Source organism: Reichenbachiella sp., assembly GCF_039969095.1.
GTDB lineage: Bacteria > Bacteroidota > Bacteroidia > Cytophagales > Cyclobacteriaceae > Reichenbachiella.
Genome location: NZ_JBDVOL010000013.1, coordinates 553,406 through 575,798 on the forward strand (window position 1 = coordinate 553,406; position 22,393 = coordinate 575,798).

General features: G+C 38.3%; 19 protein-coding genes. 9 read left to right on the forward strand and 10 right to left on the reverse strand.

Translation table 11 applies throughout. From position 1 onward, the window contains the following. Positions 1-18 precede the first annotated feature (18 nt). Entirely contained in the window at positions 19-2,976 is a 2,958-nt protein-coding gene (locus tag ABJH98_RS14845) for a TonB-dependent receptor (protein ID WP_348308482.1), read from the reverse strand. A gap of 271 nt (positions 2,977-3,247) precedes the next feature. After that, positions 3,248-4,867, reverse strand: a complete 1,620-nt coding sequence (locus ABJH98_RS14850; protein ID WP_348308483.1) for a DUF6377 domain-containing protein — start codon at positions 4,865-4,867, stop codon at positions 3,248-3,250. Between the two features lie 288 nt (positions 4,868-5,155). Between ABJH98_RS14850 and ABJH98_RS14855 the strand changes: the two genes are divergently transcribed. The 4 genes from ABJH98_RS14855 to nadD all read left to right on the forward strand — a co-directional run bounded on the left by ABJH98_RS14855 (position 5,156) and on the right by nadD (position 7,185). Then, on the forward strand, positions 5,156-5,734 hold the full coding sequence (locus tag ABJH98_RS14855) for a sigma-70 family RNA polymerase sigma factor (protein ID WP_348308484.1): 579 nt from the start codon (positions 5,156-5,158) through the stop codon (positions 5,732-5,734). A gap of 64 nt (positions 5,735-5,798) precedes the next feature. Further along, positions 5,799-6,029 (forward strand): hypothetical protein, encoded by a 231-nt coding sequence (locus tag ABJH98_RS14860; RefSeq protein ID WP_348308485.1) that lies wholly within the window; start codon positions 5,799-5,801, stop codon positions 6,027-6,029. A 3-nt stretch (positions 6,030-6,032) separates the two neighbouring features. Beyond that, the gene (gmk, locus tag ABJH98_RS14865) at positions 6,033-6,602 is read left to right on the forward strand and encodes a guanylate kinase (protein WP_348308486.1); all 570 of its coding nucleotides are present in this window, start codon (positions 6,033-6,035) and stop codon (positions 6,600-6,602) included. A 10-nt stretch (positions 6,603-6,612) separates the two neighbouring features. Further along, positions 6,613-7,185: a nicotinate (nicotinamide) nucleotide adenylyltransferase gene (nadD, locus tag ABJH98_RS14870; protein WP_348308487.1), complete on the forward strand. Its 573-nt coding sequence runs from the start codon at positions 6,613-6,615 to the stop codon at positions 7,183-7,185. Here nadD and frr read toward each other — a convergent pair whose 3' ends face one another. The 4 genes from frr to ABJH98_RS14890 form a co-directional block, all read right to left on the reverse strand. Beyond that, positions 7,186-7,746 carry a ribosome recycling factor gene (frr, locus tag ABJH98_RS14875; protein ID WP_348308488.1) on the reverse strand — a complete coding sequence of 187 codons (561 nt, stop codon included), beginning with the start codon at positions 7,744-7,746 and terminating at the stop codon, positions 7,186-7,188. A 56-nt stretch (positions 7,747-7,802) separates the two neighbouring features. Beyond that, positions 7,803-8,507, reverse strand: coding sequence for a UMP kinase (pyrH, locus tag ABJH98_RS14880; RefSeq protein ID WP_348308489.1), 705 nt, complete (start codon positions 8,505-8,507; stop codon positions 7,803-7,805). Between the two features lie 68 nt (positions 8,508-8,575). Next, positions 8,576-9,070 carry an acetyl-CoA carboxylase biotin carboxyl carrier protein subunit gene (locus ABJH98_RS14885; protein WP_348308490.1) on the reverse strand — a complete coding sequence of 165 codons (495 nt, stop codon included), beginning with the start codon at positions 9,068-9,070 and terminating at the stop codon, positions 8,576-8,578. Positions 9,071-9,132: 62 nt separating this feature from the next. After that, the gene (locus tag ABJH98_RS14890; protein ID WP_348308491.1) at positions 9,133-9,597 is read right to left on the reverse strand and encodes an Lrp/AsnC ligand binding domain-containing protein; all 465 of its coding nucleotides are present in this window, start codon (positions 9,595-9,597) and stop codon (positions 9,133-9,135) included. 869 nt (positions 9,598-10,466) lie between these two features. Here ABJH98_RS14890 and ABJH98_RS14895 point away from each other — a divergent pair. Then, positions 10,467-12,152, forward strand: a complete 1,686-nt coding sequence (locus ABJH98_RS14895; RefSeq protein ID WP_348308492.1) for an AMP-binding protein — start codon at positions 10,467-10,469, stop codon at positions 12,150-12,152. 75 nt (positions 12,153-12,227) lie between these two features. Beyond that, the gene (locus ABJH98_RS14900) at positions 12,228-13,130 is read left to right on the forward strand and encodes a DUF3078 domain-containing protein (protein ID WP_348308493.1); all 903 of its coding nucleotides are present in this window, start codon (positions 12,228-12,230) and stop codon (positions 13,128-13,130) included. A 58-nt stretch (positions 13,131-13,188) separates the two neighbouring features. Here the strand turns inward: ABJH98_RS14900 and ABJH98_RS14905 are convergent, their stop codons facing one another. Next, positions 13,189-13,941 carry a pirin family protein gene (locus ABJH98_RS14905; protein ID WP_348308494.1) on the reverse strand — a complete coding sequence of 251 codons (753 nt, stop codon included), beginning with the start codon at positions 13,939-13,941 and terminating at the stop codon, positions 13,189-13,191. 143 nt (positions 13,942-14,084) lie between these two features. On the opposite strand from ABJH98_RS14905, the gene ABJH98_RS14910 reads away from it, so the two are divergent. From ABJH98_RS14910 to typA, 3 genes are all read left to right on the forward strand, one after another. Continuing rightward, positions 14,085-14,957 carry a YegS/Rv2252/BmrU family lipid kinase gene (locus ABJH98_RS14910; RefSeq protein WP_348308495.1) on the forward strand — a complete coding sequence of 291 codons (873 nt, stop codon included), beginning with the start codon at positions 14,085-14,087 and terminating at the stop codon, positions 14,955-14,957. A gap of 58 nt (positions 14,958-15,015) precedes the next feature. Beyond that, positions 15,016-15,801: a hypothetical protein gene (locus ABJH98_RS14915; RefSeq protein WP_348308496.1), complete on the forward strand. Its 786-nt coding sequence runs from the start codon at positions 15,016-15,018 to the stop codon at positions 15,799-15,801. A gap of 84 nt (positions 15,802-15,885) precedes the next feature. Then, a complete protein-coding gene (gene typA, locus ABJH98_RS14920) occupies positions 15,886-17,664 on the forward strand; it encodes a translational GTPase TypA (RefSeq protein ID WP_348308497.1) in 1,779 nt (592 codons plus the stop codon). A gap of 58 nt (positions 17,665-17,722) precedes the next feature. On the opposite strand, the gene bshC is transcribed toward typA, so the two are convergent. The 3 genes from bshC to ABJH98_RS14935 form a co-directional block, all read right to left on the reverse strand. Further along, positions 17,723-19,276: a bacillithiol biosynthesis cysteine-adding enzyme BshC gene (bshC, locus tag ABJH98_RS14925; RefSeq protein WP_348308498.1), complete on the reverse strand. Its 1,554-nt coding sequence runs from the start codon at positions 19,274-19,276 to the stop codon at positions 17,723-17,725. A gap of 91 nt (positions 19,277-19,367) precedes the next feature. Further along, a complete protein-coding gene (gene rimO, locus ABJH98_RS14930; protein ID WP_348308499.1) occupies positions 19,368-20,684 on the reverse strand; it encodes a 30S ribosomal protein S12 methylthiotransferase RimO in 1,317 nt (438 codons plus the stop codon). A 255-nt stretch (positions 20,685-20,939) separates the two neighbouring features. Next, on the reverse strand, positions 20,940-22,334 hold the full coding sequence (locus ABJH98_RS14935; protein ID WP_348308500.1) for a TolC family protein: 1,395 nt from the start codon (positions 22,332-22,334) through the stop codon (positions 20,940-20,942). Positions 22,335-22,393: the final 59 nt, after the last annotated feature.

Here is a 22,393-nt window from a genome sequence, read left to right on the forward strand (position 1 = left end):
CTTTTTTGCTTTGTATGATTAAAAAGTAAGACTTAGACCTGCGATTACATTTCTGGTCTGAGGATAGGTGCCAAAGTCAATTCCCTGAGCCGTATTGCTGTACCCAAAAGCGTTCACTTCAGGGTCGAATCCACTGTATTTGGTGAAAGTGAATAGGTTTTCTCCAGTCAGATAGACCTTGAGTCCGGTGAGATTAATTTTGGATAATAAGGTGTGTGGTAAGTCATAACCTATAGTCACCGTCTTGATCCGCAAGTAGGACGCATCTTCGATAAATCGTGTGGATATTCTTGAGTTGTCGGTATTACCCCAGCTCGAACTTGGAATGTTAGTAATATCGCCAGGCTGCTTCCATCTATCTAACACTGCGGCCGATTGATTTTTAGGATCGGTCATGCCCTCAATATCCATTCTGGAAGCATTCAATATGTCATTACCATAGGACCCTTGCAAGAATACCAAAAATGAAATACCCTTGTAAGAAAAGGTATTGGTCATACCATAAATAAAGTCAGGGTTGGCATTACCAATGATTCGTCTGTCATCAGCGGATGGAGCGAAAGTACTGCCTTCGTCTTGCCCGATGTAATAAGCATCACCTGTGGCTGGATCTACGCCACCAAAAACATAGCCATAAAGCGTTCCAAGCGATTCTCCTTCTCGAACCAAACTTGCTTCACCTCTTCCGGCTACATTGCCGTCGAAAATTTCTTGTCCTACGATATCCAGCACTTCATTTCTATTGAGAGACAAGTTGATATCAGTATCCCAGCGAAATTCTCCGTCGTAATTCACTGAACTCAAAACAAATTCAACGCCTTTGTTTTCTAATGACCCAATATTTTGAATGGCATTGTCGAATCCTGAAGTACGGGGCAGCGGCGCGTTGAGTAGCAAATCTGTAGTTGTTTTGCGATAGGCATCTATGGTCAAGCCAATTCGATTGTTCCAAACTGCCAGATCTACTCCGATGTTTATTTGATTTGACTCTTCCCATTTCAAGGTCGAATTGCTAATGGATGCAGGATACGTACCAGGCTGTGGACTTCCCCCTATCGGGTAATTGGCTCCACTGCCTACCAAACCTAAATATGAATATCTGTTAGCGTCATCAAGTTGGTCGTTACCCACAATTCCCCAACCGGCTCTTAATTTCAGGTCACTGATCAAACTGGAAGTATTTAAAAACGCTTCCTCCGATAGTCTCCAACCTGCCGATACTGATGGAAAAAATCCCCAACGACTTTTTGGTCCAAAAACACTAGACCCATCGGCTCTGAAATTGGCCGTTAAAAGATATTTATCATCGTAATCATAAGTCAGCCTACTGATATAAGACTGATTTGCTTTTTCTGATTTACTAGCCGTGGCTTCAATTAATTCAGAACCAGCGTTTGGTGTCTGTATACCATTACTCGAGAAGTTTTGCGTAACTACTCCATTATCTTCCCAAAGAAATTTTTGCTGAACAGCTCCAACTAAGACTTCTAGTTGGCTCTTTCCTAAGGATTTCTTATAGCTCAGTGTATTATCGACAATATAGTATCGAGACTTATTGGTAGTATTTTCAGCACGCCCGTTAAGTGCTTTACCGTAACTGGTCAGATAGGGATCCAAGAAGTAATCGTAAATCCCATCGCCATGATCAATTCCAATATTTGATTTGAAGGTGAAATTCTCTAAAAATGAAATTTCGGCGTAGACATTGGCTAATAGCCTATCGTTCTTATACTGCCGGTCAGATCCGTCTGTACTTGCTATTGGATTCTCCCAGTTTTGAAATGGATTGCTTGTGAAAGATCCATCAGGGTTGTAAATTTCAATTATAGAGGGAGTAGACAATGCCCCGAGCAATACACCTCCTTGATTAACACTTTGATTGTCGGTTACATCTACATCAGAATAGCTAGTATATGCGGTTCTAGTCCCTACTTTTAGCCAATCATTCACTTCATGATCAAGGTTTACTTTGAAATTGGCTCTATTCATTTCAGAAGTTCTTACCGCTCCTTTTTGATCTGTCCATCCACCTGATATGTAATAGTTGGTCTTATCATCCTTGCCGGAAATGGCAAGCTGGTAGTTCTGTGAAATTCCGCGTTGGAATATTTCGTCCTGCCAATCGGTATTGGCTGTGTAAAGCGTCCAATCTGTATTTTGACCCATCTCCTGCATCAGCTCGATATAATCTCTACTTTGAAGTACATCCTGTTTTTTCCATACTTCAGAAAAACCACCATAGGCATTGAATGAAATTTGTGTTTGCTCCGAATCACCACTTTTGGTTGTAATCAGCACCACGCCATTGGCTCCTTGCGCACCGTAAATGGCCGCCGAAGAAGCATCTTTTAAAATAGAGATGGATGCCACATCTGCTGGATTAAGTGATCGTGTATCTGTAGTAGGCACTCCATCCACCACATAGAGTGGCTCACTCCCTGCATTGATGGAGTTAGTACCTCTGATTCTCAAATTCAACCCTTGTGACGGTTTTCCACTACTAGACATGACCTGTACACCAGCTGCCTTTCCTTGTATGAGCGATCCTATTTGAGTATTGGGCCTGAGCGTCATATCCTCATCATCTACTACCGCGATTGATCCTGTCACATCTTTTTGTTCCTGAGAGCCATAACCCACCACTATGATCTCATCTAATGCGATCACGTCTTCCTCCAAGCTAACTTTGAAATAGCTCTGCGTTCCAACTGTCAGTGTTTGACTCACATAACCAATCGCGCTGATGGCTAGTTGATCCGTTTCATTGAAATCGTAATTGATCTCAAAACTCCCGTCAAATTGGGTAATTGTACCTGATGTGCCCCCTACGATTTGAATGGTAACACCTGGTATGGCATCTCCATTTGGATCAAGGATTTCTCCTTTTATTGTGGTCTGTGCCCAGGATGCAGTTGCCTGCAACAGCACGATCATCATAGCCCCTAAAATCTTCTTAAGTAATCGTCTCTTATCCATGCTTTTTGTTTTGTTTATCAATTCTGGCCAATCGAGTCAAGGGTGATCCATTGACCTTCACAAATAAGGCTGAGTGACAAGCTGATTCCCAGATCAAGTGGTGAGAAAGTGGATAAAAGTGGAAAGTGAAAATTCGTTACTATCTGATTATCTGATACATAACTGAAAAGTGATTTTCAAAAAAAGTGGACAGAATAATTGAGCGTATTAAGGTTTTTTGTCAAAACAGAATAGAATCTGCCCTCATTCAAGTAAAAAGACGATATATTTTTTAGCTTGTGAAAGCATCTATTTGCATTACTCTTTTTTCGAATTTGTCCCTAGGACTGACGGCTTTGTTTTTGACTTTTGCTCTATAATTATAGATGGTGTTTACAGAGTAGCGTAGCAGTTTTGATATTTGAGAACTATCTTCAATACCCAGTCGGATTAAAGCGAATATTCTAAGTTCAGTATTAAGCACTTCACCTTTTTTCAATTCAATTTTTTGATCCTCTTCGAGTAAATCATTTACACGATCTACAAAATCTGGGTATATATTAAGAAACGTAGTGTCGAACGTTTGATAAAACGCTTCCACTTCGGCATCTATGAATTCTTGAGAACTTGCCCGAGTCATCAGTTTGTCAAACTTTCTGGTAGATACCAATCGTTTGACCATGCGCTGATAGTTTTCCAACTTATCTATGAATTCTGAGCAAATGTTCAAGAAGTTGGCAATGTATTGCTCTTTCACCTTGTCCGAAACTACCAGCTTTGCATTGAGGTTTTTCAGGTTTTGATTGGATTCGCTCAACTCCTCATTCAATTCCTTCAAAGTGTCATTGGCCAGTCGCAATGCATTACGTGTAGTTCGAACCTTTTTTACTTGCCTAAATGTACTGTAGAGTAAAAAAGTCAATACGACTGACAAAACACTTGTAATAACAGAATATCTTTTGAGGTCACTATTTTGTTCGTTGATGATGTTTTGATAGGCATTGGTAATGAGTGGTAGAATATTTGAAATTTCGACGAAACGCAGTCTGGAATTGAAATACTCTGCATCTTGGGATGAAAATTGAATGTATTGATAAGCCCTTTCAATTTGCCCATTTTCATAAAGCAACAATGAAAGTTTTGTTAATGAAGCATGGTCTTTAATTGATGCCCGAATATCCGAAATAGCAGACAAAATCAAATATTTTATTTCGTTTTCCAGATCCCCTTTCAATTCGTAAAGCAAAGACCTCTCGAATGTGACCATCGAATACTGCGAGGTACCTAATTCCAAATCTTGTATTCGCTTATCATTGATATTTTTACATAGCTCTAGCTGTCTAGAATCACGAAACTGCTTTTCTTGAATAGCCAGACGAACTGGTGAGTCCGAATTCAAGATATTCAGCACCGAATCTGTATAAGCTTGATACAATGCTTCATATCTAACCCTATTCTTCGCCAGAGAAGTATAAAACGATAAATCCTCATATATTTTTCGATATACGTTGTAATATCTCACTTTCCCTGTTTTGTCGAGTGCTCGACGTTTTACCTGACTTACAATATCCAAACTCTCCTTGTATGCACCAGACTTCACAAAAAGTATAGCTTGGGTTAAAATAGTCTCATTATAAGCTACAGGGTTGTCCAAAATACTTTGATCACTCAAATTGTAATTAATATAATAGAGCGTAGAATCGAAGCTTAGAGTAGTGTATTCTGTTATAAGCCGATTGACCACATGATGACTCTCTGTAATACTTATTTCCTCAGAACCAAGAATAATTTTGAGATTATTGATTCTGGCCAACTTTTCAGATTCGTAGTCGATGCGTTTGGACATGTGGAACTCCAGCATCGTATACATGGAGTCTATTTCTTCAGACCCATGAACCTGCGTGGTACTCATAATACAAACAATAATTAACAAAAACTTTCTCAATGTATGCCAGTTTCGAAATAGTGACGAGATACAAATGTGTCATATTAAAGTGAAAAATCTAAATTCAAATAATTTTTACGTTGTCAGCAAATCCAAAAGGCCGCTTGTCTTCGTACTTACTGAGACAATGCGGCCTTTTTTATAGGCAAAATGAGTTAAACCATTGATATAATTTATTAACTCAGCAAAACCGTATAAATTTAAGTACGTAGGATTGTGTGTTCATACATGTAAATTGAACGTCAATCGAAACTAATGGAAGAGTCACCGACCAAAAACAACTATTCCACGCAAGCAAAGGATAAAATCTTCAATGAAGAGTTTATGCCTCACATCCGTGCCATGTACAATTTTGCGCATCGCCTCACATATGATGAAGATGATGCAAAAGATCTAGTGCAGGATACCTTTATGAAATCCTACCGATTTATAAATTCATTTCATCAGGGAACTAATGCAAAAGCATGGCTGTTCAGGATCATGAAAAACAGTTTTATCAACGACTTTCGTAAAAAAAGCAAACAACCTACGAAGGTGGATTATCAGGAAGTCGAAGGCTATTATAATTCTGAAGGCACTCAAAAATCAGTGACTACAGATTTGAGAATAGATACAGTAAAAAATCTTATAGGAGATGAAATTACGATAGCCCTGGCTTCCTTAGACGTTGATTTTCGAACTGTAATAATACTATGTGACCTTGAAGGATTCACGTATGAGGAAATGGCTAAAATATTGGATATTCCAATCGGGACAGTTAGATCAAGATTGCATAGAGCCAGAAACTTGTTGAAAGAAAAATTACAATCCTATGCGCACAGCATGGGATATTAATAATTAGATTTGCGCGATTGTGAGTTTAAAAAAAATGGTACGTGAAATTAAATTCCGAACTGGAATGGCCAGGTGCACTGAGTATCTAGACTTGGTTCAAATAGTGCTAGATGGACAAGCCACTCGGTCTCAGGAGGTGTATTTAAAAAGACATCTAAAAATGTGTTTGAAATGTCTCGAACACTACAATTTAGATCAGGAAATAAAAAAGCTCATGCAATTAAAACTGGCAAGCAAGGAAGTACCTGAAGGTCTAGCTGATGCCATTAAAACCAAAATCGCTAAATCTGCTTAATTCATGCAAAAAGGCAAAGCAATTATCTTTTCTGCTCCTTCCGGATCTGGAAAAACAACCATAGTCAAACATATCCTATCGGAATTCCCAAACATTGAATTTTCCATTTCGGCATCAACAAGAGATCGACGGGGTCGTTCAGAAACCAATGGAAAAGATTATCATTTCTTAACTCCTGAAGAATTCAAATCAAAAATTGACAATAGCGAGTTTATCGAATGGGAAGAAGTATATGAAGGAAATTTCTATGGTACGCTAAAGTCCGAGATAGACAGGATTTGGAAAAAAGGTCATCACGTTATTTTCGATGTAGATGTAAAAGGTGGTATTAGTTTGAAAGAATATTTTGGAGACGATGCCCTTTCTATATTTGTAAAAGTCTTGGACGAAAATGTGTTAGCCGAGCGCCTCAAAGACCGAGGCACAGAAGATGAAGCCAGTCTATCCAGAAGACTCTACAAGGCGAAATTTGAAATGTCCTTTGAGAACAAATTTGATGTCACGCTTGTGAATGACAAACTTGAAGAGTCGTATGAAAATGCTAAAAAGTTGATTAGCGACTTTTTAGCATAACTTTAGGTTTATGAAAGTCGGCCTATTTTTTGGTTCATTCAATCCTATTCACATTGGGCATATGATCGTTGCCCAAACCATGCTGGACAGTACCTTTATTGATGAACTTTGGTTTGTCGTTAGCCCGCAAAACCCATTCAAAAGAAACAACAATCTCCTACATGAGTTTGATCGATTGGATATGGTTGAGGCGGCCATTGCAAGCAATGCTAAGTTTAGGACTTCGGACATCGAATTCAATCTACCCAAACCAAATTATACTGCTCATACCTTGGCCATACTTTCTGAGAAACATCCAGACAAAGAGTTTTCACTCATTATAGGAGGAGACAACCTGGCCTCTTTTCATAAGTGGAAAAACTATAAAACAATTCTCGAACACCATGATTTGCTCGTCTATCCCAGACCTAATAGTAAAAAATCTGAAATTGAAATATCAGATAAAGTTCATTTTATAGAAGCCCCATTATTAGACATATCTGCTACCTTCATACGGTCTAATATAAAAAATGGGCACTCGATCAAATATCTAGTGCCCACTGAAGTCGAAGACTTTATTGCCAGAAAAAAATTCTACCAATAATTAAATCGTCATAATATCTTTTTCTTTGGCTACTACCAAGTCATCAATTTGAGAAACATGCTGATCCGTTAATTTCTGAACATCTCCCTCCGCTCCTTTGACCGCATCTTCGGAAGCTCCTTCTTTGACAAGCGCCTTTAATGAATCATTGGTGTCTTTTCTCACATTTCTGATACTGATTTTTCCATTTTCTGCTTCAGATTTTACTTGCTTCATCAAGTTCAATCTTCGCTCCTCAGTCAATGGAGGAATGTTTATGCGAATTTGTTCGCCATCATTTTGAGGGTTTAGGCCTAAATCACTATTAATAATGGCTTTTTCAATATCCGCGATAATACTCTTTTCAAATGGTTTTACAGACAAGGTACGAGCATCTGGAGTGCTTACTACCGCCACCTGATTGATTGGTGTCATGGCACCATAATACTCAACCATTAATCCATCAAGCATGTTGGGCATCGCTTTGCCAGCTCGAATTTTTGTAAGCTCCTGAAGGCAATGTTTAACAGACTTGTCCATTAATTCCTTGGCTTCTTCCAAATACATTTCAATTTCTTCCATGACTATATTATAATTTCAGTGATTCTTTCAAAGATAATAATTTCAAAAAATACCAATTAGGAGATAAGGGTTCCCACATCTTCACCAGCCACAATTGCTTTTAGGTTTCCCTTTTTGTTCATATCAAATACGATAATTGGCAGGTTGTTTTCTTGACAAAGAGTAAACGCTGTCATATCCATCACATTCAAGCCTTTTTCATATACATCTTGAAAACTGATACTTTGAAATTTGGTTGCGGTAGGGTCTTTTTCGGGGTCTGCGGTATATACGCCATCTACTCTTGTGCCTTTCAAGACCACATCAGCTTCCATTTCGATGGCTCTCAAACTAGCTGTAGAGTCTGTAGTAAAGTAAGGATTACCAATTCCTGCACCGAAAATCACGATTCTCCCCTTTTCTAAATGACGGACTGCTCTTCGCTTAATAAATGGTTCACAAACTTCTTCTATTTTGATACCAGACATGAGTCGAGTATAAAGTCCTGTTTTTTCAAGTGCCGACTGCAAAGCCATGGCGTTGATCACAGTGGCCAGCATGCCCATATAATCACCTTGGACCCTGTCAATTCCCGAGTCCTCCGCTTGCACTCCTCTGAAAATATTGCCTCCACCGATGACAATGGCTATTTCTACACCTAAATCTTTGACTTCTTTGATATCATTTACATATTGTTCAAGTCTTGAAGCATCTATGCCATATTGATTATCTCCCATTAGGGCCTCTCCACTTAACTTCAACAATATTCTCTTATACTTCATCGGTGATTTGTGATTATGATGTTAAACAAAAATTTCACAAAGATAGGAGGGAAATTGACACTTGGTATTTATAATGAAAGTAAAATTTTCCCTTTTTCTACGCTTTCTCCTTTTGTTGCATGAAGACCGTTTATCACACCATCCGCAGGGCTTTTTATCACATTTTCCATTTTCATTGCCTCCAAGATGAGTAGGTGGTCTCCTTTTTTTACTTCTTGCCCTTCACTAACTAACACTTCTAGTATAAGTCCTGGCATTGGAGCTTTTACATCACTTGCTCCAACCTGACCAACAGATTCCATGCCTAGCTTGGCTAATAGCAAGTCCAAATTATCCTTAATACTGACCGTATAAGGTGTGTTATTGACTTTTACATCAACTGTTTTCTCTTCCTTGTTTATGGAAATGACTTTGGTCTGATAGGACTTGTTGTTTACTAAGAAATGTAAGTCTCCATTTCCAGATTTTGCAAAATCAAACTTGAAGGGCTGACCATTGAATTTGTATTCGTCCTGCTCTTGGTCAATCTCGAATGTTTTTTCTCCTATTTGGGCTTTTATCATTATTATGCTGTTTGAGCCAAAAATAACTGCCTTGACTCAAACCACAATAACTATAGAGAAAATTATCCCAATTGAATGGGGCGACTCATACTTTCATCAAGCGATATAAAAGTCTCCGTACGGTCAATACCTTCAACCTTTTGAATCTTGTCATGCAAAACTTCTCTTAAGTGATTGGTATCTCTACAATGAATTTTGATAAAAATGTTATAGTTACCTGTAGTATAATGGATTTTAACAATTTCAGGAATTGCTCTTAGGTTATCAACTACAGTGTCGTATAAAGAACTTTTTTGAAGATAAATCCCTAAAAAGCAAGTCACGTCAAATCCTAGTTTTGAATAATCCAACTGAAGCGTAGTGCCTTTTACTACACCCAGCTCTTCCATTTTTTTCATTCTCACATGAACTGTACCTCCAGACACATAAACTTTTTTGGCTATTTCAGTATAAGGTGTTTTTGCATCCAGCATGAGATGGGAAAGGATCTTCAAATCCACATCATCAATTTCATAATTTTTTGGCATGTTTCAATACTGATTTTAGTAATTATTCAACAATATTAATAAAATATTAAATGATATGTAAATAATTAAGCTAATTAATGTGATATTTTTAATATATCAGCTGTTTTCTTAATTTTACATTATCAATAACAAACGAAAAGACGTTCTTTTGTTTAATACTGTAGGGTGATGAAACAGGCAGCCATGCCCTCCTATCTCGGGGGTGGAGATTTTGGATAAATCGCTCCTTGCGACTAACTACTCCGTGGAGGTTCGAATCCTTCTCCTACAGCTATCATTTTTGGGTTAATGTTGTTTAATGAAAGAGTCTGGTTTTCCAGACTTTTTTCATTTTTAGCAAATCATGCAAAATTGACTCATTAAACCAACCTTTATCGTTAACGATGTATAATTCGCAATTTCAGCACCCTAATCCAGTACGTAATTATGATATTATCAATAATTACACTAATAAAGTAAAAATAATCTATTTATTCACTCTTTTTAATGTAATATTTTCAATATAGAGCACCTTTTACTACCTTTGAATTATCAAAACAAACGAAAAGACGTTCTTTTGTTTAATACTGTAGGGTGATGAAACAGGCAGCCATGCCCTCCTCTCTCGGGGGTGGGGAACTGGGACAAATCTCAACTTGAGACTAACCTCTCCGTGAAGGTTCGAATCCTTCTCCTACAGCTATCATTTTTGGGTTAATGTTGTTTAATGAAAGAGTCTGGTTTTCCAGACTTTTTTCATTTTTAGCTTTTAGTATTCTAAAAGTACCTTTCACTTTTTGATAATTCCACTCTCATTCACCATCTTTAGAGGATTTTTAAATTTCTTCAGATATATGAAGAAAAGAATCTTCAAGCAATAACAAAACAAAATGGCTACGCATACTTGGTTTCAACACTACCCGAAAGGAGTTCCTCAAACGATCAATCCAGATGAATACACTTCACTTCCACATCTTTTTGAAGTAGGGTTTGATAAATATGGAGATAGACCCGCCATGGAAAATATGGGCAAATGCTTTTCGTATAGTGAATTTGAAGAAAAAGTAGATCAGTTTGCTTCATTCTTACAAAACCACACCAATCTCAAAAAAGGAGATCGATTGGCCATCCAGATGCCTAACCTTTTGCAATACCCGATTGCCATGTTTGCGGCATTGAAGTGCGGTTTCGTAGTAGTCAATACTAATCCGCTATACACTCCAGCCGAAATGAAACACCAATTCAATGACTCTGGAGCTAAGGCCATTGTGATTCTGGAAAATTTTGCGTGCAATCTTGAAGAAATCTTATCTGAAACTTCGATTGAGACTATCGTCACTACCGAAATAGGTGATTTATTGGGAGGACTAAAAAGACCTATTACCAATTTTGTTGTGAAAAGAATTAAGAAAATGGTGCCTTCATTTTCATTGCCTAATACAATCTCATTTAATGATGCATTGAAAACCGGTCAGTCTAGCCAATTCCAAAAAGTGGAGTTGACCGGTAATGACATTGCCTTTTTGCAATATACTGGAGGAACAACAGGTGTATCTAAAGGAGCCATGCTTACCCATAGAAACTTAGTATCCAACTTGGAACAGGTATGTGCATGGATGAGCATTATGCTCCAAGAAGGCAAAGAAACTGTCATTACTGCTTTGCCTTTGTACCATGTATTTGCACTGACTTGCAACTGCTTGGTTATGTTTAAAATGGGAGCAAAAAATGTGTTAATTACTAACCCCAGAGATATGCCAGGTTTTGTCAAAGAATTGAACAAACACCAATTCTCAGTCATCACAGGTGTTAATACCTTGTTTAATGGACTACTCAACCAACCAAAATTTGCTGAATTAGATTTTTCTAAACTCAAAGTAGCTTTTGGTGGTGGGATGGCTGTTCAAAAAGTAGTTGCAGAAAAATGGCTCAAGACAACTGGTGCCTCATTAGCCGAAGGATATGGCTTGACAGAAACTTCACCAGTTCTAACAATTAACCCACTGGATGGGTCAGACCGAGTTGGCACCATAGGGCTGCCGATATCGAGTACAGATATCAAAATGCTTGATGATGATGGAAATGAAGTTGCGCTAGGGGAGCCTGGTGAACTTTGTGCTAAAGGTCCTCAAGTCATGAAAGGTTATTGGGAACGTCCAGAAGATACTACTCAAGTAATGAATGGCGAATGGTTCAAGACCGGAGATATCGCTGTAATAGACAAAGACGGTTTTATCAAAATTGTAGATAGAAAAAAAGAAATGATTCTAGTCTCTGGTTTTAATGTATATCCTAACGAAATAGAGGATGCTATTGCGAGACATGAAAAAGTACTTGAAGTAGGTGCCATTGGAGTACCTGACAATAAATCTACTGAAGCAGTAAAAGTTTTTATCGTTAAAAAAGACCCGTCTTTAACAGTTGAGGAAATCAAATCTCATGCACATGAGATTTTGACGGGATACAAATGTCCGAAGCATATAGAATTTACTTCCGAGTTACCTAAATCCAATGTAGGCAAAATTTTAAGGAGAGTGCTAAAAGAGGAAGATGCCAAAGTAAATTCTTACGAATAATACTAGTTTGATATTAGATTCCTTCATTTGTTCTACTTTTGCCCGTATTGAATTAATCAATCAAAATTTAAACCAATGAAGCAATTTATTCTTTCAATTTTTCTTTTGTCCCCAGCTATATTATTCGCGCAATCTGATACTACCTATTGGAATAAAGGTGGCAGTTTTGGAATCAATTTTAACCAAGCCACACTCACAAATTGGGCTGCTGGTGGATCTAGTTCAATTGCCGGAGGTACATATTTCAAATACTTTTTTGATTATAAAAAAGGAAATAATCGTTGGAAAAACACAATTGATATGGGCATCGGCTTAATTAAAGAAGCTGAGTCGAAAGAAAGAAAATCTGATGACCGATTAGTGTTCACTTCAAGTTATGGTAAAAAAATTGATGCTAAGGAGGTTTGGTTCTATAACGCAACTGTTGATTTCAGAACCCAGTTTGCAAAAGGTTATGGAGAAACTGATGTCAATCAAGAAAATTACATATCGAAATTCATGGCACCTGGGTACTTGATGGTTTCACTTGGTATTGACTGGAAACCTAAAGAATATTTTAGTATTACGATAAGTCCACTTACTAGCAAGATAACTTTTGTAAATGACGATCAACTTGCTGCGATTGGTGCATTTGGCGTAGATCCAGGAGATAAATATAGAGCTGAATTAGGGGGTAAATTTTTGGCTACTTTTGATAAGGAAATTTTTACTAATGGCACTCTAACCTCAACGCTTATATTGTTTAGCAACTACACAGAAAATCCTGAAAAAATTGATGTGAACTGGGAAAACACATTGACAATGAAAATTAATAACGTCCTGTCAGCCAATATTTATAATCAAATTATTTATGACTATGATATAAAATTTGAAGAAGTCGATGGGTCGGGAGATGTGATAGGTTTTACAGACAAATGGCAATTCAAAAATATTATCGGACTTGGTCTAGCACTTCAATTCGGTGGTAAAAGAGGATAAATTGCAAATAGCATAAAACAAGAAGAGACGAAAGGAATTTATTTCGCCTCTTCTTGTTTTAAATCAGCTGTCCTTCAGCATAAGTTTTATAGGATACTTTTGATGGCGATTGGATGATGAACAATCTGGCCTTTCCAGTGAAATCTATAGCAATTTGATCTTCACTTTTGACTACCAAAAAATCATTGGGAGCCACCGAACTTCTTGCCACTTTTCCCTCCCCTTCTACTACATAAATGCTGTACACTTTTTCCTTGTCAAGTGTCATATCCCATCTTTTTGAAATTTCGCTAATATCCGTGACTTCGATTCCTTCCGCATCAATCTCAAATGGTGACCCCTGACCTATGATAGTTTTAGCTTGGCCATTGGCTAATGTTTTCGTCGGAAAATCCGAAGACTTGATATCCGAATAGGAGGCCTCCTTTTTCATGGTCTTAGTCAAATCAGGGTCAAACCAAATTTGAAAAAATTCTCCACCAGGCAATACCTTTTCAGCATGTGAAATTCCATTTCCAGCTCTAATGACTTGCGCATCACCAGTATCCAAATCTAACCATCGATCATATTTTGTATCATAATGGGAAATCTTTCCACCCAATACATAAGACATGATTTCAAATCCTTGGTGTGGATGAGTATCTATCAATCCGCCAGTATCCGACCAAGCATGCGCCCAATAAAACAAATTAGACATAGAACTGATACCGCCTCTCTCATGAGGAAAACCAATGGGTTTGTTTTCTCTTATTCTACCAAAATCAAATGCTCCTTGAGCTTGATGATGTTTACTTACTATCTCTACACTCATGATCTACTAAACGCAATATATTATATGTTGTTACATATATTGTAATTACAAATTAATTATGCACAAAAAATGATCATTTTGATACCCTCTTCCTATTATTGCATCACAATTTTGGTTCAATTAATTCTACGCCAATCTCAAGTATGCCCAAACAGCAAATTCTTTTTGTAATAAACCCCATTTCTGGTATTGGTAAACCACTGGATTGGGAATCCTTAATTTCCAGTAATCTCGATGCTAACCGATTCAATTCGAGTATTAAATATACCCAAGCCAAAGGGGATGCCACTCGATTTGCACAAGAGGCGGTTAGAAATAACACTGATATAGTTTGTGCAGTTGGCGGTGATGGCACCATCAATGAAGTGGCTCAAGGTCTCAATAAATCCGACACAGCACTCGCTATTATACCCAGAGGATCTGGAAATGGGCTAGCCAGACACTTTTCCATTCCTATGCATCCAATCAAAGCAATTAAAAGATTGAACACCAGCAAAATACAGCTCATGGACACAGGTCTATTGAATAGTAAACTTTTTTTATGCGTAGCTGGAATGGGTTTTGATGCGACGATTGCCAAAGCATTTGATCAATTTGGAAAAAGAGGCCTCCTATCTTACGCCTGGTTATCGGTCTATAATTTTTTTACCTTTCAACCTGCTACTTATAATATTGTGATGGATGAAGTAAAAGTTAATACTAAAGCATTCTTAGTAACATTTGCTAACGCTTCTCAATTTGGAAATAACGCTTTCATCTCTCCTACCGCACAAACTAATGATGGCTGGCTCAACCTAGTCATCATTAAACCATTTCCAATCTGGTCCATGCTTGGTATTATACTCAAAGTTTTCAACAAGAAATTACCTCAATCAAAATATTGTGAATCCTACAAATTCAAGTCATTAAAACTTGAATCATCTGATTCAATTGCTCACATTGATGGTGAGCCTTTCGATTCTGGCCAACCAATAACAGTGAAAATCGAGTCCAACTCCCTTAAAATCTTATATTAGGTAATTTAATTTCCTTTAAGATATATTTGTTTAAGAGGCTTTAAGCTGAAAATTAGTTATGAAAATTGATCTAAACGAGATTTGGGAATTTATGGAATTGGCACCAAAGCCAAAAACTGCCAATGAGGGAGATCAATGGATTTATGAATTAGTGACCGGAGACATTACCATATCACGGCTCAAATCTGACGATATCCTAAAATTGAAAAAAGAAGAGAATTACGATACAGAACTTCTTCCCTCAATTTTTACTTTTCGTGAAATTCTATGGCAACCCAACGTATATACCCAACCAGCCCTCTGCATTCCTCAATTAAACATCCTCAAAGTTTTTTGTGAAGATTATGTCGAAGATATGAAAAAGGAGCAAAATGGGGACATTTGGCCCTATTTTGAATTATTAAATGGTCTCGCCCTTTTTTGTAAAGATGCTCTTGACCGAATGCAAGCTGAAAATGACGCCGGCGAAATTCGTATTACTTCTATTCTTGGAGATCTGCGCAAAAAAGCTTTTCCAGTCATCAAGTTCTTTATTTTTCACCCGATGAATCGAAAAGACTATCAAATTGACGCATTGAATAGGCTAAACTATGCAGTAAAAATTATGCTGACGCAGTATAATAATAAGTATTATGACCTTAGGGATCCATTCTGGAATGTGACTGTCGGAAACCCTGATGATTTATTAAAAGCCGCACAAAACACCAAAACTGAACCTGAGGCAACTGATACTATAGAACAATCCCAAACAGAAGAAAGCAAACAAAATATTAGCCTCCCCAAAAATAAAATCACGGTGCCTATCACGGCAGATTCGGTGGATAGCGAGCTGGAAGAGCTCTAGCGTCTGATTTATTAATGAATTAATCTCTTAAGCTCTGTTCTTCTCATTAAATAGACGTAATTTTGCGCTTTAATTTTTAGAAGGATGACAGAAATCAGAAACGTTGCTATCATAGCACACGTTGACCACGGTAAAACTACCTTGGTCGACAAGATCATTTATGCTGCTCAGGCAAATGACGCAAAAAGAGCTCAGGACAATAATGAATTGATCCTCGATTCAAATGATCTTGAAAGGGAGCGTGGCATCACGATTCTTTCAAAAAATGTGTCTGTAAACTACAAAGGCACAAAAATCAATATTATCGATACTCCAGGTCACGCCGATTTTGGCGGTGAAGTTGAACGTGTATTAAGCATGGCCGATGGCGTTATCCTTTTGGTAGATGCATTTGAAGGCGCTATGCCTCAAACCAGATTTGTACTAGGAAAAGCATTGTCGCTTGGACTTACTCCTATCGTAGTTGTAAATAAGGTAGACAAGGAAAATTGTCGTCCTGATGAAGTGCATGAAGAAGTTTTCGACTTGATGTTCAACCTTGAGGCTACAGAAGAGCAATTGGACTTCCAAACGCTCTATGGTTCTTCTAAACATGGCTGGATGAGCCATGATTGGAAAAATGAAACTGGGTCACTTGAACCCTTATTAGATACTATTTTGGAGGCCATTCCAGCTCCAGAGAAAAAAGAAGGTGTTCTAAGAATGAAAATTACTTCTTTGGACTTTTCTTCTTTTACAGGACGAATAGCTATTGGCAGACTTCATCAAGGTTCCATTTCTGTTGGAGAAAGCCTTGGATTGACTAAAAAAGATGGCACCGTTAAACGTGTTAGAATAAAAGAACTTCACGTTTTTGAAGGGCTTGGTAAAAGAAGCGTAGAAAAAGTAGAGTGCGGAGACATTTGTGCGGTAACAGGAATTGATGATTTTGAAATTGGCGATACTATCACTGACTTTGAAAATCCAGAGCCACTAGAGAGAGTAGGTGTAGATGAGCCTACCATGAACATGCTATTCACAATCAACAATTCTCCTTTCTTCGGAAAAGAAGGAAAATTCGTAACCTCAAGACACTTGAGAGATCGTTTGATGAAAGAAACAGAAAAGAATCTGGCTCTTCGAGTTGAAGAAACTGACACTGAAGATAAATTTTTGGTATACGGTCGTGGTGTCCTTCACTTGTCCGTTTTGATAGAAACGATGAGAAGAGAAGGCTACGAATTACAAGTAGGCCAGCCTCAGGTAATTTTTAAAGAAATTGATGGTGTGCGATGCGAGCCAGTAGAGCACTTAGTGATCGACGTACCAGAAGAAACTTCAGGTAAAGCCATCGAGTTAGTTACCAAACGAAAAGGTGAATTAACCATCATGGAACCTAAAGGTGATGTACAGCATTTGGAATTCAACATCCCTGCCAGAGGCTTGATTGGATTGAGAAACCAAGTATTGACTGCTACGGCAGGTGAAGCAGTGATGACTCACAGGTTTAACGGATATGAACCATACAAAGGAGATATCCCTGGCCGACTCAATGGTTCATTGGTATCTATGGAAACAGGGCCTGGTACGGCCTATTCGATAGACAAACTTCAGGACAGAGGTATTTTCTTCGTGGATCCAGGAGAAGACTTGTATATTGGTCAAGTCATTGGAGAGCACTCTAGAGCCAATGATTTAGCGATCAATATCCAGAAGGGTAAAAAGCTGACTAACATGAGAACGTCAGGTACTGATAACAACGCAAAGATTATTCCAGCCAAAAAATTCTCATTAGAAGAAGCTTTGGAATATATTGGAAAAGATGAATATGCTGAAATTACTCCAGTTTCATTAAGGATGAGAAAAATTGATTTCAAACCTTAATCCTCTGACACAGATAAAATTATTGAAAGGCAACTCACACGAGTTGCCTTTTTTATATCTATTTGAGCACGTGCATTCTCAAATCAAATGCATCTAATGACTCCAGTATCTCTTTGACGAAATTGGGATCGTTCAAATAGAAGTTCAAGAAATTGTCGTGGCGTTCTTGTAAGCCGCCTCCAGGAAAGAGTTTTTCCTTCAATGCACCAATTTGGTTCAACGCAATTTCGTGCTTTTGTTCTTCAGACTTTTTGAGTCTTTTAGCAATATTATCCAGCCCTTTTGCTGCTTTGGCATGTTCTGCAGCAATAAAGCCCTTGAGAGAAGCATCAATGGTTTCGGCTTTTTCAATGAGCATATCGTACACTTCTTTCAAATCATCTACCTCACCATTCAGATTCATTTCATTTTCACCGTGCTTAGCCAAGTAATCTGCTTTCAGGTCTTCTACATCTCTAAAAATATCAGTAGATGATAATTCAAATTTTTCCATCTTTTTCTGAAAGCCTTTATTGATATAAAGTGCAAAATTTCTTGGCAGAAGGATAGGAAAAGCTGTTTCGTACTGTTCAAAAACTTTAGGTAGTTGAAGCCAGTAGATCATCTCTGCCGGTCCTCCCACATAGGCGAGGTTTGGCAAAATCACCTCTTGATACAATGGCCTCATCACCACATTGGGGCTAAATCGCTCCGGATGATTTTCCAACTCAGCAAGTATTTCAGCTTCTGAAAATTTCAAGGAAGTGTTATTTACTTGGTAACTCTCTTCTTCTCTTAGGATACGTTCACGACTACTTTCCTGTAAGTAGAAAAAGTTGATTTCACGAGAATAAACCTGAGGTGTGTAACCAGCGGCCTCTAGTTCAGTATTAGTTGCTTCCACCAAATCATTGGACTGGCTGTTTAACAATTCATCCTTTATGATTGGCGCAAATAGACCTTTGAGCTTTGAATGATCCGCATCAATGACCACTACTCCTTCATCTGCGAATAGTTCATTAACGTAGTATCTAACAGCGTCTGCGAGGTTTTCATTTTCCAAATAGGCTTGTTCAAACAAAGGCGTTTTTTCTGGCAATGATTCCAGTACATCTTTTAATCCGTCATTCTTGAACCTGCCCACTGCTCCAGTCTGATCGGTTTTCCATTCATACTTTTTTCCAAACAGATTGAAATAGGAGATTTCGTCAAAATCGTGATCTTCTGAAGCCATCCAATAGACTGGCACAAAATTGCAAGTCGGATATTTTTCCTTTAGCGCCTTACAGGCATTTACCACAGTGGCAATTTTGTAGATGAAATAAAGCGGGCCTGTGAAGATGTTGAGTTGGTGGCCAGTCGTTATGGTGTAGGTATTGGACTCTTTTAGATTGGTAAGATTTGTTTCGACAGCGGAGGACTTATTTACTTTTCCGTATTGCTCCTCCAACACCTGACAAAGTACTTGTCTGTTTTCATCAGCAAACTGCTTTTTACTGATTTGCTCCTCAAAACATTCAATTTTGGGCCGAAGGCTGTGAAATTTTCTTAAGGCCTCTTTGTCATCCAAATAGTCTAAAAAGAAGTTTGAAAAGGAATTAGTATCGCGTAGATCAATTTTTTCTACCTGCATGCTTTGTCAAGATTTTTCTAAATATAAAAAAGATGCATGGGTTTACGCACAGTCTGAAAATAAGATGCTGAATTGGTTTAAAACCATTCAATTATTCAATAACTGGTTCGCCATACAGGTCGAACGGTTCGGCAGCTGTAATTTTAATATTAGCAAAATCACCCACGCGTAAGTAGTGATCTTTGGCACTGATCAACACTTCATTGTCTACTTCTGGTGAATCAAACTCGGTGCGCCCTACGAAATATTCTCCATCTTTTCGATCTATGAGAGTTTTGTAAGTATTCCCGATTTTGCCTTCATTTATTTCTAAGGAAATACCCTCTTGCAACTCCATGAGAGCATCTACTCTTTCATTCTTAACCTCCTCGGGCACATCATCATTCATAGTACCAGCATGCGTGTCTTCCTCATGAGAATAAGCGAATACGCCCAAGCGGTCAAATTTGCTCTCCTCCACAAAATCCATCAACTCCTGAAAATCTTCTTCCGTCTCTCCTGGGTGACCTACAATCATAGTCGTACGAATGGCAATGCCAGGCACTTGTTCTCTGATCTTATGAAGCAACTTTGTAGTCTTTTGACGATCGGTTCCTCTTCGCATCAATTTGAGCACCTTGGACGAACCATGCTGTAGAGGAATATCCAAATAGCTACAGATATTTTTCTTTTCTGCCATCACCTTCAGAATGTCTTCTGGAAATCCAGTAGGAAAGGCGTAATGCAAACGGATCCAATCCAAGCCTTCTACTTCAGAAAGTTTTTCGAGCAACTCAGCTAGGTTTCTTTTCTTGTATAAATCAAGTCCGTAATAAGTCGAATCCTGTGCGATCAATAAAATTTCTTTAACACCGTTCTTGACAAGGTTCTTAGCCTCAGTAACCAACTCTTCAATTGGTCGAGATACATGCTTGCCACGCATCAAGGGAATGGCACAAAACGAGCACGGTCGATCACAGCCTTCAGCTATTTTCAAATATGCGTAGTGAGAATCAGTGGCAATTTCTCTCTCTCCGATCAGCTCATGCTTGTAATCGGCATTGAATTTGGCTAGGATAGACTTGAGGTCTGTTGTGCCAAAGTACTCATCTACATCTGTGATCTCTTTGGCTAAGTCATCTTTGTAGCGGTGCGACAAACAACCGGTCACATACAATTTTTCGATATGGCCTTCTTGCTTGGCATCAACAAATTTCAGAATAGTGTCGATGGACTCTTGCTTGGCGTTTTCTATAAATCCGCAAGTATTGACAATGACTGTGGTAGCATCATTTTTCTTAGACTCATGTACCGCATCGATATCATTCCCCTTCAGTTGAGTGAGTATCACTTCTGAATCCACTAGATTTTTAGCGCAACCCAATGTCACGATATTCACCTTCTCCTTTTTTCTGCCTTTAGTCTTCAATGCCTTTGGATTTTATTGAGCCCTGCCAGCCGGCAGGCGGGTGCAAAATTACGGGAAGTGAATTGAAAGTTGGTGTTTTATTCAATGAAACCTTGCAGGTTTGATTTTAGAGCCATTGCAGATTAATCATGCACTGTTGGTTCTAGAAACAACAGACTAAAATGCAGCAAAACCTGTAAGGTTTAAATCACCGACACAAAAAAACCGCCTCGATGCAATCGGGACGGTTCTGAATTAGAGTTTTGAGTTTTGACCTTATAATAAGCCTCTATAAACATCGAGGATTTTCTTTCTGAATACAATTTGGTACTTAGCATTGACCAGCTCTATCTCTGCTCGATTCTTGTTGTTCAAGCTCTCCAAATAGGTAAAAAAATCAGTATTACCATTCTCATATCTGGTTTCCGCAAATTCAAACGACTGGTTCAAAGCAATTAAATTCTCTTCCGCCGCCTTATGAGTAGCCTGAGCTGAGATGAGGTCTACATAGACCTGTTGGATAGTATTTGTTACATTTAATTCGGTTTGTTCCAAGTCTAATGCAGCATTTTCCATATTCAGTTTGGCAACTTGCGAGCTATTTTTTGTTCTCCAATTATTGAAAATGGGGATATTCATGGAGAGGTTCAAGTAATCAAATTTGTTCCAATTCATCTGATCATCAAAGGAGGCACCGGCGTCATAATTACCAGTCTCCGGATTCCTTGCACCATTGGATGAAAAACTAGAACCAATTCGCCCAAAGGCAGTAATGGTTGGCATATATCCAGCTTGAGCACTTTTATAATCATAACGCGAGGCCTCTGATGCTGCCACAGCTCTTTTGATTCCAGGTGAGTAGCTCAACGAAGATTCTAAAACTTCTGCAAATTGTTCTTTGTCAGCTAAATGCTCTCCAGGAGCTAGCTCATAAGGAGCTACATCATAGTTCGCTGACACTTCTAGTTGTAGCACCTGTAGCAAGGTTAGCATATCAGTCATCAACCTATTTTTGGCGGTAACCAAGTTTAAATTTTCATTCGCTAGCTGCGACTGAAAGTTGTAAACCAACTCAAGATTTCCGACACCTACTTCATGTCTCTTTTTTTCGCGTTCCAATTGTGCTTCCAGCAGGGCTATCAAGTTTTCTGAAATTTTGATATTTTCTTTATCCAGTACCACCTGTAGATAAGAAGCCAACACATTTGATTCAACACCTATCTTTTGCTCATTAATTGCATTAATAGCTGCCTCACGTCGATTTTCCGTTGATTTTCTGTAAAAATGATTGTTAAAGCCATTAAACAGCACCATGTTGGCACTCAAATTTGGATTGGAAGAATTGGTAACTTCCGTCACCTGTCTGGCTGCTGTATTATCAAAGAAAGTTCCATTGTACCAGTCATAGTTTATGTTTCCGCTAACATTCGGAAGGTACTCCATCATGCTCTGAAAATAATTCGCACTAGCAATTTGAGCATTGTTTTTCGATCTTTTTAGCTCGATATTGTTTTGCATGGCAATTCTCATACATTCATCCAATGTAAGTATTTTCTTTTCCTGTTTTTGTTGAGGTGCCGCTGTAGAATCCTGATTCTGAGCAGTTACCTGCACACCAAGTGCTACGAGCACCAATAAAAAAACCATCCTTTTCACTATTCCTATCTTCATTTCTTCAAGTTTTCAAGTCTTTGAGTATGCCCTTGGGGTAGTTGAGTTTGAGTTTTGTC

Coding starts and splice junctions, on each gene's coding strand:
- ABJH98_RS14845 (WP_348308482.1), bottom strand. CDS start 2,976: ATGGATAAGAGACGATTACTTAAGAAGATTTTAGGGGCTATGATGATC.
- ABJH98_RS14850 (WP_348308483.1), bottom strand. CDS start 4,867: ATGAGTACCACGCAGGTTCATGGGTCTGAAGAAATAGACTCCATGTAT.
- ABJH98_RS14855 (WP_348308484.1), top strand. CDS start 5,156: ATGGAAGAGTCACCGACCAAAAACAACTATTCCACGCAAGCAAAGGAT.
- ABJH98_RS14860 (WP_348308485.1), top strand. CDS start 5,799: ATGGCCAGGTGCACTGAGTATCTAGACTTGGTTCAAATAGTGCTAGAT.
- gmk (WP_348308486.1), top strand. CDS start 6,033: ATGCAAAAAGGCAAAGCAATTATCTTTTCTGCTCCTTCCGGATCTGGA.
- nadD (WP_348308487.1), top strand. CDS start 6,613: ATGAAAGTCGGCCTATTTTTTGGTTCATTCAATCCTATTCACATTGGG.
- frr (WP_348308488.1), bottom strand. CDS start 7,746: ATGGAAGAAATTGAAATGTATTTGGAAGAAGCCAAGGAATTAATGGAC.
- pyrH (WP_348308489.1), bottom strand. CDS start 8,507: ATGAAGTATAAGAGAATATTGTTGAAGTTAAGTGGAGAGGCCCTAATG.
- ABJH98_RS14885 (WP_348308490.1), bottom strand. CDS start 9,070: ATGATAAAAGCCCAAATAGGAGAAAAAACATTCGAGATTGACCAAGAG.
- ABJH98_RS14890 (WP_348308491.1), bottom strand. CDS start 9,597: ATGCCAAAAAATTATGAAATTGATGATGTGGATTTGAAGATCCTTTCC.
- ABJH98_RS14895 (WP_348308492.1), top strand. CDS start 10,467: ATGGCTACGCATACTTGGTTTCAACACTACCCGAAAGGAGTTCCTCAA.
- ABJH98_RS14900 (WP_348308493.1), top strand. CDS start 12,228: ATGAAGCAATTTATTCTTTCAATTTTTCTTTTGTCCCCAGCTATATTA.
- ABJH98_RS14905 (WP_348308494.1), bottom strand. CDS start 13,941: ATGAGTGTAGAGATAGTAAGTAAACATCATCAAGCTCAAGGAGCATTT.
- ABJH98_RS14910 (WP_348308495.1), top strand. CDS start 14,085: ATGCCCAAACAGCAAATTCTTTTTGTAATAAACCCCATTTCTGGTATT.
- ABJH98_RS14915 (WP_348308496.1), top strand. CDS start 15,016: ATGAAAATTGATCTAAACGAGATTTGGGAATTTATGGAATTGGCACCA.
- typA (WP_348308497.1), top strand. CDS start 15,886: ATGACAGAAATCAGAAACGTTGCTATCATAGCACACGTTGACCACGGT.
- bshC (WP_348308498.1), bottom strand. CDS start 19,276: ATGCAGGTAGAAAAAATTGATCTACGCGATACTAATTCCTTTTCAAAC.
- ABJH98_RS14935 (WP_348308500.1), bottom strand. CDS start 22,334: ATGAAGATAGGAATAGTGAAAAGGATGGTTTTTTTATTGGTGCTCGTA.